The organism is unidentified bacterial endosymbiont, from assembly GCF_918797525.1.
Classification (GTDB): Bacteria; Pseudomonadota; Gammaproteobacteria; order Enterobacterales; family Enterobacteriaceae; genus Enterobacter.
The window spans coordinates 2,876,528-2,891,418 of record NZ_OU963893.1; the positions used below are offsets into that span (position 1 = coordinate 2,876,528).

The following is a 14,891-nucleotide window of genomic DNA, read 5'->3' on the forward strand; positions in this document are numbered from 1 at the left end:
GTCACGGTTAGCGCATGACGATAAGGTGTTCAGAATTCTCCGTCAGGCCATCGGGTTTAACATTTTCCAGACGCAATACATTGCCCATGATCTCACTGAAAACGGGCGCGGAGACGGCACCGCCATAATAAGCTCCATTTTGCGGATCGTTAATCACCACCGCCAGTGCGAAGCGCGGATCGCTGGCCGGTGCCACACCAGCCGTGTAGGCGACATATTTATCGACATACTTCCCGCTGTCGTCAATTTTCTTCGCCGTACCAGTTTTTACTGCCACGCGATAATCCCGAACCGCTGCCTTGATCCCGCCACCACCCGGTAGCGCAACGCTTTCCATCATGTGCTCAACCTCGTGGGCAATCTCTTCAGGCATTACCCGCTTACCGATGACGGGCGGATCGATACGGGTAATTGATAGCGGTCGCTCCAGCCCATATCCGCCGATGGTGGCGTAGACGTGCGCCAGCTGCAGCGGCGTAACCATAAGCCCATAGCCAAAGGCAAAGGTCGCCCTGTCAAGCTGGCTCCAGTATTTGCGCTGCGGTAACAGGCCTGAGCTTTCACCCGTTAAGCCAAGCCCGGTACTTGTACCAAAGCCAAAGTTGCGATAGGTATCGATCAGGTGCTGAACCGGCATTGCGAGCGATAGACGCGAAACGCCCGTATCGCTCGATTTTTGCAGGATCCCGGTCATGGTCAGCTCGGGATAGTAGCCCACGTCACGGATACGGTGGCCATCAAGCTTATAGGGATGGGTGTCAATCACGCTGTCCGGCTGCACCAATCCCTGCTGCAGTGCCGTCATCAGCACCAGGGGTTTAACGGTAGAACCGGGTTCGAAAGTATCGCTGATCGCGCGGTTGCGAAAATCGTTCAACGTCGCGCCTTCACGGTTGTTTGGGTTGAAATCAGGATAGCTGGCCATCGCCAGAATTTCCCCCGTCTGAATATTGATTAATACGGACGCCCCTGATTCAGCTTTATTCCACGCTACCGCATTATCAAGCGCGTCTTCAGTAATGGTCTGCAGCCGTTCATCGATACTCAACTGAATATTCTGCGCGGGGAGCGGCGCGACTTCGGTCAGATTCTCAATGACGTGCCCGTAACGATCTTTCCTGACCTGTCGCACCCCGGCCTTACCCGTCAGCTGCGCGTTAAAGCTCTTCTCTACGCCTTCAATGCCCTGCCCATCAATGTTGGTGAAACCGATAAGGTTCGCCGCCACGTGGCCTGCGGGATAAAAACGGCGGGATTCATCACGAAGGTTGATGCCGGGTAAATTGAGCTGGTCTATCCACTGCGCCTGAACGGGGTCGACCTGACGAGCAAGATAGATAAAACGCCCCTTAGGATTGCTGTTAATACGCGACGCCAGCGTGGCAAGAGAGAGATGAAGCGCACTCGCCAGCCCTTGCCAGCGGTCATCGTAGCCGACGCCACCTTTCGCCAGCACCGTTTTAGGATCGGCCCATACGGCCCGCACAGGCACACTGACCGCCAGTGGCCGGCCATTACGATCCATAATCATCCCACGGGGGGCATCAATGGCCACCTCGCGCAGCGATCGCATATCTTCCTGTTTAACCAGATTGTCAGGTTTGATGATTTGCAGCCAGGCCACGCGGCCCAAAAGAAACGCCAGACTACAAAAAATAGCAAAACAGAGCAGTGCAAACCGCGCCGGGGTGAAATTACCGGCGGTCGTTATTATTTTCTTTTTCACCCGAACCCCAGGACTGTAAAACAACACCCTGATTTAACGGGAAAAACTGCTGTGAAGGAGGAAAAACAATGCTAATAACCTCGTAGCTTTGCAACAAGTTACTAACAGGCGAGGCTTTGGTCATATCCTGAAAGATAAGCGAATAAAAAAGCCCCGCACACTGCGAGGCTTTATGTCTGAGATCGAAGTGCAAGGCACTCCAGTCAGCAGTGGTTCGATCAGATAGCAGTTACGTTAACTGCAGCTGGGCCTTTCTGGCCGTCCTGAATTTCGAACTCAACGTTTTGGCCTTCAGCCAGAGTTTTGAAGCCATTACCCTGGATTGCAGAGAAGTGTACGAACACATCTTTGCTACCGTCAGCAGGAGTAATGAAACCAAAACCTTTAGACTCGTTGAACCACTTAACTTGACCTTTAATCTTTGCCATTTGCAAAATTCCTTAGAGTGTTTTCTTAGCCCGCAGGCATTGACCTAGATAAAACTGAGACATTACTGCTTGAGGCACTAATATAAGGTTCGGCAGAGAAGCGGTATTCAACGACAACGTGTTTACTCAGGACTTCTTTACTGAAAATGCCACACATAAACAGAACTGTACCTCGTTTAACCCAAAACGTGTTATCACATACAACGTTTAATATGGCAAGCCATTTTTAAACGCGTCTCGATCGGCCGCACAAATTCAGACACTGCTCCGTCAGGATCTGCACAATTATGCGCGTTCCTCATGAACAATGAGACTCCTCTTCGCTGGCTCAGCATTGCTTTCACAACTACTGTAATCTAAGACTTTTTTAACATAGCTCAATCATCTCAATGCGTCCAGCTCCGATGAAAAGAATTCTTAATGCAATGATTAAGTTAGAACATTTTGTGAAAAGTTATGCTGAAAAGATTGCAACACATCTACGATGTAACACTAAATATACGCTGATTATATGGGATGATGCACCGGATTAAAATTTAGCCATTAATTACGAAGGTTATGCACCAAAATAATGAAATTTTTATGACCCTGCCTCATAACAAGGCAAGCAAAACGTTTCGATAAAATAAAATTCTTACTGGATTGTTATAAAATAGAATATATGCACACCCTCAGTGCGAGGATCCTAAGGATGAATATTCACCACTTTTCAATATCATGAATGAATTATTAACCCGTGCCGCCTCACTACGCACCTGGGCTAGCTCACTGGCCGGTTCATCCGCCCGTTTCCCCCCCCTCGGTGTATGAGGCTGCAGGGAGGGTTTTTCCAGGCTACAGCCCTCCCCCCCGGGAAGACCTGTTAACGCTCAGCCACCAGGCGGATAAAATCGTCTTCATCTTCTTTTACTTCGTCAAGCGCGTCTTTCGGCACGGCCTTCTCTTCCGGTTCATTCGCTTCGCACAGACGGCGCAGTAACGCAGTCTGACGCTTCTGCTGGTCAAGCAGTGCTTCTAATAATTCGATTTGTTCATTGGTACGTGAGCTCGCGCGGTTCACGAAAAACCACAGTATCAGTCCCACGATCAGCATAACCACAGAGATCATCAGGGAGGCGATGCTCAACACCCCTGAATTCATTAACTCACCCATTTCACCACCTCAATAAAACGTCTATTTTACCACTGGCGCGAAGGAAGGAAATGATCTTAAGAAAAAATGCATATTACCATGGAATAAACTGATTGATTGCGCAAACGCCGCTAAAAAACTGTACATCCTGATCGCACATCACATTGATAGTCTGCGTCCACAGCACCACGCATGCTATCAGCACGATAACCAGAATTACCCAGCGTATTTTTTTCACTCCAAACTCCGTTTTAAGACCTATTGTTACCAGGTTAGCACGCCTATCTTAAACAGGGGCTAACTGTAACCCCATCCCGTTCTTTTCAGAATCATGCACTTGTTTCATCCTTTAAAGCGGTTAGGCTGACAGGTATGACACCAAGGATAAAGAGGCAATGATGCACTTACTCATACGAACAATTATTGCACTGGCCGTTTTATGGATTGGCCTTTTGTTAACCGGGTACGGTGTGCTTGTGGGAAGCACTGAAAACGCTGCCGGACTGGGTATTCAGTGTAAATACCTTACCGCGCAGGGAGTGAGCACGGCTCAGTATTTGCACACAGAGAGCGGAATCATTGGATTAACGAATTGCCCGGTGCTGCGTAAATCAGCCGTTGTGGTCGATAATGGTTAAGAACACCGTTGAACGATTCACAAAAACGCCGCAACTGTTGCGGCGTTTGTATTTTAACTACCCTTAAAACGGATAATCGTTATAGCCCATCTGCTCCGAAATTTTACGCGCGGCGGTATGAAGCATAGCCACATACTCATGGAGGCGTTCTTCGGAGAAACGCAGCGTTGGGAAAGAGATGCTGAGTCCGGCGATCACCACGCCAAACCGGTCGAACACAGGCACGCCAATACAGCGCAGCCCTTCTTCCTGCTCTTCATTATCTTCACCGTAACCCTGTTCACGCACGGTATCGAGCACCGATAATAGCGCTGCGGTACTGGTGATGGTCCGCTCAGTGCTACGTTTATACTCCACGCCTTCGAGGATTTGCGTTACTTCCTCACGGTCACGCCATGCCAGCAGCACTTTACCAATCGCGGTACTGTAAAGCGGGTTGCGTCGACCAATGCGTGAATACATGCGCAGATTGTACATGGAATCAATTTTATGGATGTAAACAATGCTGTCTTCATCCAGCGCCCCCAGATGCACCGTCTCTTTCGTCAGGCGAGAGAGTTCGCGCATCTGAATATCCGCGCTACGGATCAGATCCACGTTTTGTAACGCGCGGGCGCCCAATTCGAACAGCTTCAGCGTCAGGGAGTATTTCTCTGACTCCCCTTCCTGCGCGACATAGCCCAGGGACTTCATGGTTTGCAAAAAGCGATAAACGGTGCTTTTCGACATCATCACACGCTGTGATAACTCTGTAATACCAATTTCACGCTCTTCTCCGAGCGCCTGCAAGATGCCAAACACCTTCAGCACGGAAGAAACAGAATCTGGCTGCTTATCCAAATCTGCAATTGCCATTTATCACCTCATGGAGAGTGTTTTATAAAAATCAGAACCGGTTTTTATTATAAATTCCCGCCATGCTACCTGCAATCAATCAGCGGTAACTTGTTTACAAATCTGCGACATAAAACCGAAATATCAAGGCGAATTAGTTACCTTTGAAATAGTTTCACAAGAAACATTCCCCCTGCTTTACTGAAACAGTTCTGTGAGGCTAAAACGACCGGAACGATCTTCACTTATCTTAATGTTGACTTCCATTTCTACAAATTGACATTAATTTCACTTTCACATGAAAATTGATAAAGACTAATTTCAATCTTTGTAATGCAAGCAATTAAAGTTTACTTAAAGTCAAAAAACTTATAAGAACACCAGACTATGATGCGCGTCATCGAGACTATTAGTTGTCTTACATAAAAATATCAAAGTTAATGAAGGTAGCAAAAGTGATCAAGAAATCTGCAGTATCTGTCATGGTTCTGTGTGCTGTATCGGGTGTCGCACGTGCATCGAATATTGATGTTACCAACTTCTTCACCAGGGCTAAAACCGCTATTGCCACGCCATCCGACCAAAATGCACGTACAGAGGCCGTCAATGCCTATGACAATCTGAATGCATCACATGAAAAAATAGAGGGTCTGAAAAAGATCCTTGCTAACCGTGACCGCACATCATCACAGGTTAGTGCTCTAAATACTGCTCACGTGGAACGTTTTAAGCAGTTGAAAGCTGAAGCTGAGGAAGGTACTGCGCATGCGCAAGATAACCGTAACCGTACAGCGATGCAGCATGTTGACGGCAATACTGCTGTTGCAACCGTAAATGCCACGGCTCAGAGTGCTCTCTTAACGGCTCATTCTTCATCAAATGAGGCTTCTTTGGTTAATAGCAAGGCAGCCACTATTCATAAAGAAGTGATGGATAATGAGGTTCGTGATGATTCTCAGGATCGCGCAATCCACCATGCGCAGACAAACGCAGATGCTGCACTGAATGGCAATCTGAAACAGTCTCAATACATCGCTGACAATAAAGAGGCTATCAAGGGTCTGCAACTCGAACAGGCTAACCGTGACCGTACAGCCTTCCAGCATGCCACGCCTCAACCGAAAAATGGTAAGGACGGTGTGACCACCGTAATCGCCAAAAATGATACCAGGACGCAACAGCAGGTATCGCGTAATTCAGACAGCATCCAGCTCATGCGGGGCCAGGTAATTTCTGAATCCCGTGCCCGGTATGATGGGGATGTTGCCGCTGTTAAATCGGCAAATGGCTACACCGACCAGCGTATTAAATCCGTTGAAGATCAGCAGAGTAACGATCGTAAAGAGTATCGTGCCGGTATTGCGGGTGCTATCTCTATCAGCGGTCTGCATTATGTCGATACTGATAATTCTGTTGCCGTTGGTGCGGGCAGTTTCAAAGATGCACAAGGTTACGCACTGGGTTATCGTCACAAATTCTCAGAAAATGTCGCGGCAACCGTTGCTGCATCTGAGACCAGCAAGGGTGATACTGCGTTTTCAGCATCTGCTGCAATCGGCTGGTGATATATCAGAAATGGCCCCGACAGGGATGGCGGGGCCGTTTATCGGCAGAAAAAAAGCCAGGCGGACTACTTCCCTGCCCGGCATTTTTCCAGTGTTAAGCGTTATTTCAGGTATTGTCCGCTACGCAGCGCTTCAATACGTTTATCCAGCGGCGGGTGAGACATAAACAGCTCACTCAGGGATTTGGATTTACCGTTGATGCAGAACGCCATCATGCTGGATGCTTCCTGCGGTTCATAGCTGGTTTTCAGACGCTGCAGCGCAGCAATCATCTTATCACGCCCAACAAGCTTCGCAGAGCCAGCATCCGCATGGAATTCACGGTGACGTGAGAACCACATGGTGATAATGCTTGCGAGGATGCCAAACACCAGTTCAAGCACCATCGATACCGCGAAGTAGATCAGCGGGTTACCGTTGCTCCCCTCACCTTCTTCGCGATTTCCGCCCATAAAACCGGCTGCAATCTGCGCCAGAATTCGAGAAATAAAGATAACAAAGGTGTTCACTACACCCTGAATGAGAGTCATGGTCACCATGTCGCCGTTGGCGATGTGGCTGATTTCATGAGCGATCACCGCCTCAGCTTCGTCACGACTCATGTTTTGCAGCAAGCCGGTGCTGACGGCAACAAGGGACGCATCACGACGTGCCCCGGTGGCAAAGGCGTTGATATCCGGCGCGTGGTAAATAGCCACTTGCGGCATAGCGATCCCAGCCTGTTTAGACTGCTGGGCTACGGTATTCATTAGCCACCGTTCCATATCGTTACGCGGCTGTTCAATCACCTCACCCCCTACCGATTTCAGCGCCATCCACTTCGACATCAGAAGTGAAACGAAAGAGCCACCAAAACCAAACAGCAGCGCCATAATCAATAGACCCTGAACGCTGCTCGACTGAATTCCTGTCAGGCTTAGCACCAGCCCGAAAACCACCATAACCGCCAGGTTGGTGAGCAGGAAGAGCGCGATTCGCATCATAATTTTCTTTTAACCTCAGTTTAACAAAACGCACTATGCGATTACCCACATCGTATGGGTATTGTGGCTATTTTCAAGGATTCGACATGCGTAAGTCACCAGAAAGACACAACTTTACACAATAGAAATTCAGATTGACGAGAGGATGCAGAACTAAAAAAAACAGGCACAATTTCTTGTGCCTGTTGGGGGATTATTTTGCCGCTGCGGGCTGCAAGGCAGATCTGTTTTTTTCCTGTTTCGCCAGGTCGAGTGCGATATGCACCGTCTCGTCCAGATACGGATCCGGCTCCTGATAATCTTTGGGCAGATCGTCCAGCTTCTTAAGCAGAGGCTTACCTTCACGTTTTAAGCGATCGTTGATACGCGCCAGACGGGTTGCGTCCTCTTCGTTGTTCTCTTTCTCACGCTGAGCGTAGTTAAGAGAAACAATATTCCGTTTTTCTTTCAGCGCATTGAAGCGAGCAATGTCCTTCATGATGTACTGGAATTCCGGATCTTTCGCGATGCGATCGTTATGGTTTTTCAACAGCTCAGGACCAAACGGGGTCAAATCACCGGCTTTCACGAATGTTGCGGCATTGATGCTATCCCACGGCAGGGCGTTATCTTCGAACTGCTCGCCCGTTTCCGTCGCTTCAGTGCCCGTCGGCATCATGATATCCGGCGTTACGCCTTTACGCTGGGTACTGCCGCCATTCACCCGGTAGAACTTCTGAATGGTGTACTGAACAGAGCCCAGTGCAGGCCACTCCGGACGCAACATTTGATCGTAAATGCGGTTCAGCGAACGATACTGTTGAACGGTCCCTTTACCAAAGGTCGGCTCGCCGACAATCAGCGCACGGCCATAATCCTGCATTGCTGCGGCAAAAATTTCAGAAGCAGATGCGCTAAAGCGATCGACCAGAACCACCAGTGGGCCTTTATAGTAAACCACGCCGTCCGTGTCGGCATCTTCCCGGACCTTACCGTTGTTATCGCGTACCTGAACAACCGGGCCGGACGGGATAAACAGGCCAGACAGGGAAACCGCTTCAGTCAGTGCGCCACCGCCGTTGCTGCGCAAATCGATGATTATGCTGCTGACGTTCTGCTTTTCGAGCTTTTGCAACTGGACTTTCACATCGTCGGTCAGACCCACGTAGAAGCCAGGAATATCCAGCACTCCAACCTTCTCTTTACCGACTGTTTTCACCGTCATTTTTACCGCGCGGTCTTCCAGGCGGATACGCTCTCGCGTCAAAGTAACGATACGGGTTTTGGTTCCTTTTCCGGCAGGTAAAATTTCCAGACGGACTTTGCTGCCTTTCGGGCCTTTAATCAGCGCAACCACATCGTCAAGCCGCCAGCCGATCACGTCGACCATGTTCTGACCGGTTTGACCGACTCCCACAATGCGGTCGCCTACGCCTATCGCTTTGCTTTTAGAAGCCGGGCCGCCCGCAACCATGGAGTTGATCACGGTATAATCATCGTCCATCTGCAATACCGCCCCAATACCTTCCAGAGACAGGCTCATTTCGGTATTAAATTGTTCGGTGTTACGTGGGGAGAGATAGTTGGTGTGCGGATCGATTTCACGGGCGAATGCGGTCATCGCCAGTGAGAAAACATCTTCACTGTTGGTTTGCGCCAGGCGACGAATCGCGAATTTGTAACGACGGTTTAATGTCTCACGGATCTCTTTCTCGTTCTTGCCCGTCAGCTTAAGACTCAACTGGTCAAACTTAACTTTGGCGTCCCACAGGGCGTTCAGTTCAGCTTCATCTTTCGGCCATGGCGCTTTACTGCGATCCAGATTGAAGGTGTCGTTGCCGGTGAAATCCATGGGCCGCTCGAGAACCTTGAGCGCATACTGGTAACGTTCAAAACGACGCTTTTGAGACAAATTATACAGTTCGTAGAACAGGTCCAGCTTGCCGGAACGCAACTCGTCACCCACGTCGGATTTGCGTTTTGCGAACTGCTCGACATCGCTGGCGAGCAGTACGTTATGGCTGTAATCCAGCAAGTTCAGAAAACGATCAAAGATTTTGGCCGAAAAGGCCTGATCGAGATCGAACTGACGATAATGCGAACGAGTGAAGCGTGACGTCACACGCTCACTCACCGTCGCGTGCTGGGTCTCTTCCTTAAGAACCGGGATTTGATCAACGCGCGTGATATCGTCCACTGCGAAAGCGTGGCCCGTTATAGCAAACAGGCCCGCCAACGCGGTGAGCTTAAAAAAAGTGTTCATGCCAGGCTTGGCCTCCGTTTCAGAACAACAAGTGTTCTGCGCGTACAATCATTGACATACCAGAAGTCAGCTGTACACGAACGCCATCTTTGGTGATTTCCAGTACGGTGGCGTCCATTGCATTGTTACCCCGCTTTCACCTTCAACCCCTGACCTACGCTCAACGCGTTGATGTCAGAGACTGGGGTATGGCGCTGCTCTTCACGCGGCGAGCGTGGGGCTTTGGCTGCTGGTTTGTCTGCACGCGGTTTGCGATCGTTATTCTCGTTACGGCGCGGCGCAGGACGCGGTTTACGCTCGCGACGAGGCGCCTCTTCCTGACCGTTTGCCGCAGCGGCTTCGCGTTTTTTCGCTTGCTGTTCAGCACGCTGTGCCTGAACGCGTGCTTTGGCTTCTTCAAGCTGTTTACGCGCGTGCTCTACGTGCTGCTCGTCGAGCTCACCGCAAGGATTGCCATCGAGATCAACACGGGTCGCGCCCGGCTTGATACCGTAAAGGTAACGCCAGCTTGACGTATAAAGACGTAAAGCGGAACGAAGCTGAGTTTTGCTGAGGTTCATTTCGCCCTCAACGCGTGCGACTAAATCCTGAAATATACCGACTTTCAGGGGACGAGCTTCACCTTCAGCACTGAAACACTGTGGGAAACGCTCGGCCAGAAATGCGATAACTTCTTTACTGCTATTCAACTTAGGTTGATTTTCCATGAAATTTCCTGATTACAACGGACGTTGCCAACTTGCGCAGGCATGAACAGGCGTCATTATAATGACGCTATCAGTAAATGCTACGTTATCCGTTGATTATCCTGCGACGCTCGCAAAGAATTTTTGATAATCGGTCGTTGCCAGTACGTTTTCCAGGGTAGCCACTAAGGCGCGAAGCCCCTGTTCATCCTCGGTTGTAAAGTTGTTAAAGGCCGTACTGTCGATATCCAGTACGCCAATTGTCTGATTTTGTACCCGCAGAGGAAAAACGATTTCGGAATTGCTGGCCGCATCGCAGGCAATATGACCGTCAAACGCATGTACGTCCTCGACACGCTGGACCTCACCAGTGGCCACCGCCGTTCCGCACACACCGCGTCCTACAGGGATACGCACACAAGCAAGTCTCCCCTGAAAGGGGCCGAGCACCAGTGTGTCACCTTCCAGAAGGTAAAAACCGGCCCAGTTGACGTCGGTCAGTCGTTCAAACAAGAGTGCGCTTGTATTTGCCAGAGTAGCTAAAAAACTGGTTTCACCCGTCATCAATGCCTTAAAATCGCGGTTAAGAACCGCGTAGAATTCTGTTTTGTTCATTCTTCAATCACTTAGTTGTCTTACATAATTTCCGCATAGCCTATTAAAATAAGCAATAAATGCGCTCATGCTCAAGATGAATCCGTTCATGAGTTACTATAAACTTTAACAATACTTATTCGTGCGCATCTGATGGCCTTAAAAACAACCAAAATTACGCCCACAAAAAAGATCACCGTTCATACGGTTAGCGATGCACTTCCTCGTGCACATTATCAGCGATGCCCTCAGTGCGATACGCTTTTTATGTTGCCGAAGATGACATCGCATCAAAGCGCATTTTGTCCCCGCTGCGACGCGAAAATTCGCAGCGGACGCGACTGGTCCTTAACGCGCCTTGCCGCGATGGCAGTGACCATGCTGCTATTGATGCCCTTTGCCTGGAGCGAACCGCTGCTGAAGCTGTACCTGCTGGGGGTGCGCATTGATGCCAACCTCCTGCAGGGCATCTGGCAGATGACGCGTCAGGGCGATCCGCTCACCGGTGCGATGGTGCTGTTCTGCACCGTCGGCGCGCCGCTGGTTCTGGTCGTGGCGATTGCTTATCTGTGGTTCGGTAACATTCTGGGGATGAACCTGCGACCGGTGTTATTGATGCTGGAAAAACTCAAAGAGTGGGTGATGCTGGACATCTACTTAGTCGGCATCGGCGTGGCGTCGATCAAAGTGCAGGATTATGCCTTTTTGCAGCCGGGCATCGGGCTTTTCGCGTTTATTTCGCTGGTACTGCTCAGCATCCTGACGATGATTCATCTGAACGTTGAGCAGCTTTGGGAGCGGTTTTACCCCCAGCGCCCCGCTACGCGTCCTGATGAAAACCTGCGAGTGTGCCTGGGATGCCATTATACAGGTCTGCCTGATGCGCGTGAGCGCTGTCCACGCTGCCATATTCCGTTACGGTTCCGGCGCCACAACAGCCTGCAAAAGTGCTGGGCGGCGCTGATTGCCTCGGTCATCTTCCTGATCCCAGCCAATATGCTGCCCATTTCGGTCATTTATGTGAATGGCGCACGCCAGGAAGATACTATTCTCTCCGGGATAATCTCCCTCGCCCACAGCAACGTTGGGGTGGCGGCCATTGTGTTCATCGCCAGTATCCTGGTGCCCTTTACCAAAGTGGTGGTGATGATGACGCTGCTTATCAGCATCCACGTTAAATGTGAGCAAGGATTACGCACTCGGATCCTGCTTTTGCGATTCGTCACCTGGATTGGGCGTTGGTCGATGTTGGATTTATTTGTGATTTCGTTGATGATGTCGCTCATCAATCGCGACCAGTTACTCGCTTTTACAATGGGACCCGCGGCTTTTTATTTCGGCTCAGCGGTGATTTTGACTATTCTTGCTGTGGAATGGCTTGATAGCCGCTTACTTTGGGATGCACATGAGTCAGGAAACGCCCGCTTCGCCGACTGAAGCGAGAATTAAAACAAAACGCCGCATTTCGCCATTCTGGTTGCTGCCAGTCATCGCGTTGATGATTGCGGGCTGGCTTATCTGGACGAGCTACGAAGATCGCGGTAACACCATCACCATTGATTTCCAGTCGGCCGACGGGATTGTCGCCGGGCGAACTCCTGTTCGTTTTCAGGGGGTTGAAGTCGGTACCGTTGAGGATATTCGTCTCGGCGAGGGGCTGAACAAAATTCAGGTGCGCGCCAGCATAAAATCTGACATGCAGGACGCGCTACGCAGCGAAACCCAGTTCTGGCTGGTCACGCCTAAAGCCTCTCTTGCGGGCGTGTCGGGGCTGGATGCGCTGGTTGGCGGTAACTACATCGGCATGATGCCGGGCAAAGGTGAAGCGCAGGATCACTTTGTCGCGCTGGATACTCAGCCCAAATACCGTCTCAATAACGGAGATTTAATGATCCACCTGCAAGCGCCGGATCTTGGCTCCCTGAACAGCGGCTCGCTGGTTTACTTCCGCAAAATTCCGGTGGGTCGCGTCTATGATTACGCGATCAATCCCAATAAGCAGGGAGTGACTATCGACGTGCTTATCGAACGTCGCTTCACCAGCCTGGTGAAAAAAGGCAGCCGGTTCTGGAATGTTTCCGGCGTGGATGCGGATGTCAGCCTCAGCGGAGCCAAAGTAAAGCTTGAGAGTCTGGCTGCGCTGGTGAACGGCGCTATTGCCTTCGACTCCCCGGGAAACTCCAGCCCCGCGTCAGCAGAGGATACTTTCGGGCTGTATGCCGATCTCGCGCACAGCCAGCGCGGGGTTATTGTTAAGCTGGTTCTGCCGGATGCGAAAGGACTGAAGGCCGGTTCTACCCCGCTGATGTATCAGGGGTTACAGGTCGGACAGCTCACTAAAACGACGCTCAATCCTGGCGGCTCGGTGACCGGCGAGATGACCGTCGACCCGAGCGTGGTGGATCTTCTGCGCGAGAAAACGCGTATCGAAATGCGCAGTCCGAAGCTGTCGTTGAGCGATTCCAGCATCAGCAGCCTGCTCACAGGGACCACCTTTGAGCTGATCCCGGGTGAAGGCCAGCCGAATAATAATTTCGTTATTGCCCCTGCGGATAAGGCCCTGCTGCAAAAACCGGGGGTGGTAACAGTCTCATTGAATGCCCCGGAGAGTTACGGAATCGACGCTGGTCAGCCGCTGATTTTGCACGGCGTACAGGTCGGCCAGGTGCTGGAGCGTAAGCTGTCGGAAAAAGGCGTTAGCTTCTCTGTCGCCATCGATCCGAAGTACAGCGACCTGGTTCACGGTGACAGCAAATTTGTGGTGAATAGCCGCGTTGACGTCAAGGTCGGTCTCGACGGCGTCGAGTTCCTTGGGGCCAGCGCCAGCGAATGGATTAACGGCGGGATCCGTATTTTACCGGGCAATAAAGGCCCAATGCGCGACAGTTACTCGCTGTATGCTAACCTCGAAAAGGCCATAGAAAACAGCCTGAGCGACCTGCCAACCACTACGTTGACCTTAAGCGCGGAGACGCTGCCGGACGTGCAGGCGGGTTCCGTGGTGCTGTACCGTAAGTTCGAGGTTGGGGAAGTGATCACCGTGCGTCCCCGGGCTGAGGCATTTGATATCGAGCTGCATATCAAACCGGAGTACCGCAAGTTGCTCACGCCAAACAGCGTATTCTGGGCCGAAGGCGGCGCGAAGGTTCAGCTAAACGGCAGCGGGTTAACCGTACAGGCCTCGCCGCTCTCCCGTGCGCTGCGCGGGGCTATCAGCTTTGATAATCTGACCGGCGCGGGCGGCAATATGCGTAAGGGTGATAAACGGATCCTCTTCCCGTCGGAAACCGCTGCACGAGCCGTTGGCGGGCAGATCACCCTGCACGCCTATGATGCGGGGAAATTGGCTGAAGGGATGCCTATTCGCTATCTCGGTATTGATATCGGCCAGATCCAGAAGCTAAAGCTGATTACCGCTCGTAATGAAGTGCAGGCCACGGCTGTACTCTATCCGGAATACGTCCAGACCTTTGCCCGCACAGGGTCGCGTTTCTCCGTTGTGACGCCGCAAATTTCAGCGGCGGGGGTAGAACATCTCGATACCATTCTGCAGCCGTACATCAACGTCGAACCCGGTCGTGGCAATCCCCGCCGTGAATTTGAACTGCAGGAAGCGACCATTACCGATTCACGCTATCTGGATGGTCTGAGCATCGTGGTGGAGGTGCCGGAAGCGGGTTCGCTGAACATCGGTACGCCGGTGCTGTTCCGCGGTATTGAAGTGGGTACGGTGACCGGCCTGACGCTGGGCACGCTGTCGGACCGCGTGATGGTGGCAATGCGTATCAGCGAACGCTATCAGCACCTGGTGCGGAACAACTCGGTGTTCTGGCTGGCATCCGGCTATTCGCTGGACTTTGGCCTGACGGGAGGGGTGGTGAAAACCGGTACCTTCAACCAGTTTATCCGTGGTGGTATTGCTTTCGCCACGCCGCCGGGCACGCCACTGGCGCCAAAAGCACAGCCGGATAAACACTTCCTGCTGCTCGAAAGCGAGCCAAAAGAGTGGCGTCAATGGGGCACCGCGCTACCGCGTTAAACCTGAGGCTCCGGTGTCAACGCG

The 14,891-nt window shown here is 51.3% G+C and carries 12 protein-coding genes and 2 pseudogenes; 4 read left to right on the forward strand and 10 right to left on the reverse strand.

Going from position 1 to position 14,891, the window contains the following annotated elements; genetic code table 11:
• Nucleotides 1–7: 7 nt before the first annotated feature.
• The 5 genes and pseudogenes from ftsI to mgrB all read right to left on the reverse strand — a co-directional run bounded on the left by ftsI (nt 8) and on the right by mgrB (nt 3,524).
• Nucleotides 8–1,726 carry a peptidoglycan glycosyltransferase FtsI gene (ftsI, locus tag NL510_RS13715; protein ID WP_253377667.1) on the reverse strand — a complete coding sequence of 573 codons (1,719 nt, stop codon included), beginning with the start codon at nt 1,724–1,726 and terminating at the stop codon, nt 8–10.
• Between the two features lie 218 nt (nt 1,727–1,944).
• On the reverse strand, nt 1,945–2,154 hold the full coding sequence (cspE, locus tag NL510_RS13720; protein WP_001062678.1) for a transcription antiterminator/RNA stability regulator CspE: 210 nt from the start codon (nt 2,152–2,154) through the stop codon (nt 1,945–1,947).
• 12 nt (nt 2,155–2,166) lie between these two features.
• Nucleotides 2,167–2,311 (reverse strand): annotated as a pseudogene (locus tag NL510_RS13725) (DUF2627 domain-containing protein).
• Between the two features lie 705 nt (nt 2,312–3,016).
• Nucleotides 3,017–3,307, reverse strand: a complete 291-nt coding sequence (locus tag NL510_RS13730) for a YebO family protein (protein ID WP_253377669.1) — start codon at nt 3,305–3,307, stop codon at nt 3,017–3,019.
• A 73-nt stretch (nt 3,308–3,380) separates the two neighbouring features.
• Entirely contained in the window at nt 3,381–3,524 is a 144-nt protein-coding gene (mgrB, locus tag NL510_RS13735; RefSeq protein WP_253377671.1) for a PhoP/PhoQ regulatory lipoprotein MgrB, read from the reverse strand.
• A 160-nt stretch (nt 3,525–3,684) separates the two neighbouring features.
• On the opposite strand from mgrB, the gene NL510_RS13740 reads away from it, so the two are divergent.
• Complete coding sequence (locus NL510_RS13740) at nt 3,685–3,924, forward strand: YobH family protein (RefSeq protein WP_253384918.1); 240 nt, start codon at nt 3,685–3,687, stop codon at nt 3,922–3,924.
• 63 nt (nt 3,925–3,987) lie between these two features.
• Here the strand turns inward: NL510_RS13740 and kdgR are convergent, their stop codons facing one another.
• Nucleotides 3,988–4,779, reverse strand: coding sequence for a DNA-binding transcriptional regulator KdgR (gene kdgR / locus NL510_RS13745; RefSeq protein WP_253377672.1), 792 nt, complete (start codon nt 4,777–4,779; stop codon nt 3,988–3,990).
• 434 nt (nt 4,780–5,213) lie between these two features.
• Between kdgR and NL510_RS13750 the strand changes: the two genes are divergently transcribed.
• Nucleotides 5,214–6,323, forward strand: coding sequence for a YadA-like family protein (locus tag NL510_RS13750; protein ID WP_253377674.1), 1,110 nt, complete (start codon nt 5,214–5,216; stop codon nt 6,321–6,323).
• Between the two features lie 101 nt (nt 6,324–6,424).
• Here the strand turns inward: NL510_RS13750 and htpX are convergent, their stop codons facing one another.
• The 4 genes and pseudogenes from htpX to NL510_RS13770 form a co-directional block, all read right to left on the reverse strand.
• On the reverse strand, nt 6,425–7,306 hold the full coding sequence (htpX, locus tag NL510_RS13755; protein ID WP_253377676.1) for a protease HtpX: 882 nt from the start codon (nt 7,304–7,306) through the stop codon (nt 6,425–6,427).
• Between the two features lie 193 nt (nt 7,307–7,499).
• The gene (gene prc, locus NL510_RS13760) at nt 7,500–9,548 is read right to left on the reverse strand and encodes a carboxy terminal-processing peptidase (RefSeq protein ID WP_253377678.1); all 2,049 of its coding nucleotides are present in this window, start codon (nt 9,546–9,548) and stop codon (nt 7,500–7,502) included.
• 19 nt (nt 9,549–9,567) lie between these two features.
• Nucleotides 9,568–10,255, reverse strand: a pseudogene (gene proQ, locus NL510_RS13765) (RNA chaperone ProQ).
• Nucleotides 10,256–10,351: 96 nt separating this feature from the next.
• On the reverse strand, nt 10,352–10,849 hold the full coding sequence (locus tag NL510_RS13770; RefSeq protein WP_253377680.1) for a GAF domain-containing protein: 498 nt from the start codon (nt 10,847–10,849) through the stop codon (nt 10,352–10,354).
• Between the two features lie 132 nt (nt 10,850–10,981).
• Between NL510_RS13770 and yebS the strand changes: the two genes are divergently transcribed.
• Nucleotides 10,982–12,265 carry a membrane integrity lipid transport subunit YebS gene (yebS, locus tag NL510_RS13775; RefSeq protein ID WP_253377682.1) on the forward strand — a complete coding sequence of 428 codons (1,284 nt, stop codon included), beginning with the start codon at nt 10,982–10,984 and terminating at the stop codon, nt 12,263–12,265.
• Nucleotides 12,234–14,867 (forward strand): PqiB family protein, encoded by a 2,634-nt coding sequence (locus NL510_RS13780; RefSeq protein ID WP_253377684.1) that lies wholly within the window; start codon nt 12,234–12,236, stop codon nt 14,865–14,867. The genes yebS and NL510_RS13780 overlap by 32 nt, the downstream gene beginning before the upstream one ends.
• Nucleotides 14,868–14,891: the final 24 nt, after the last annotated feature.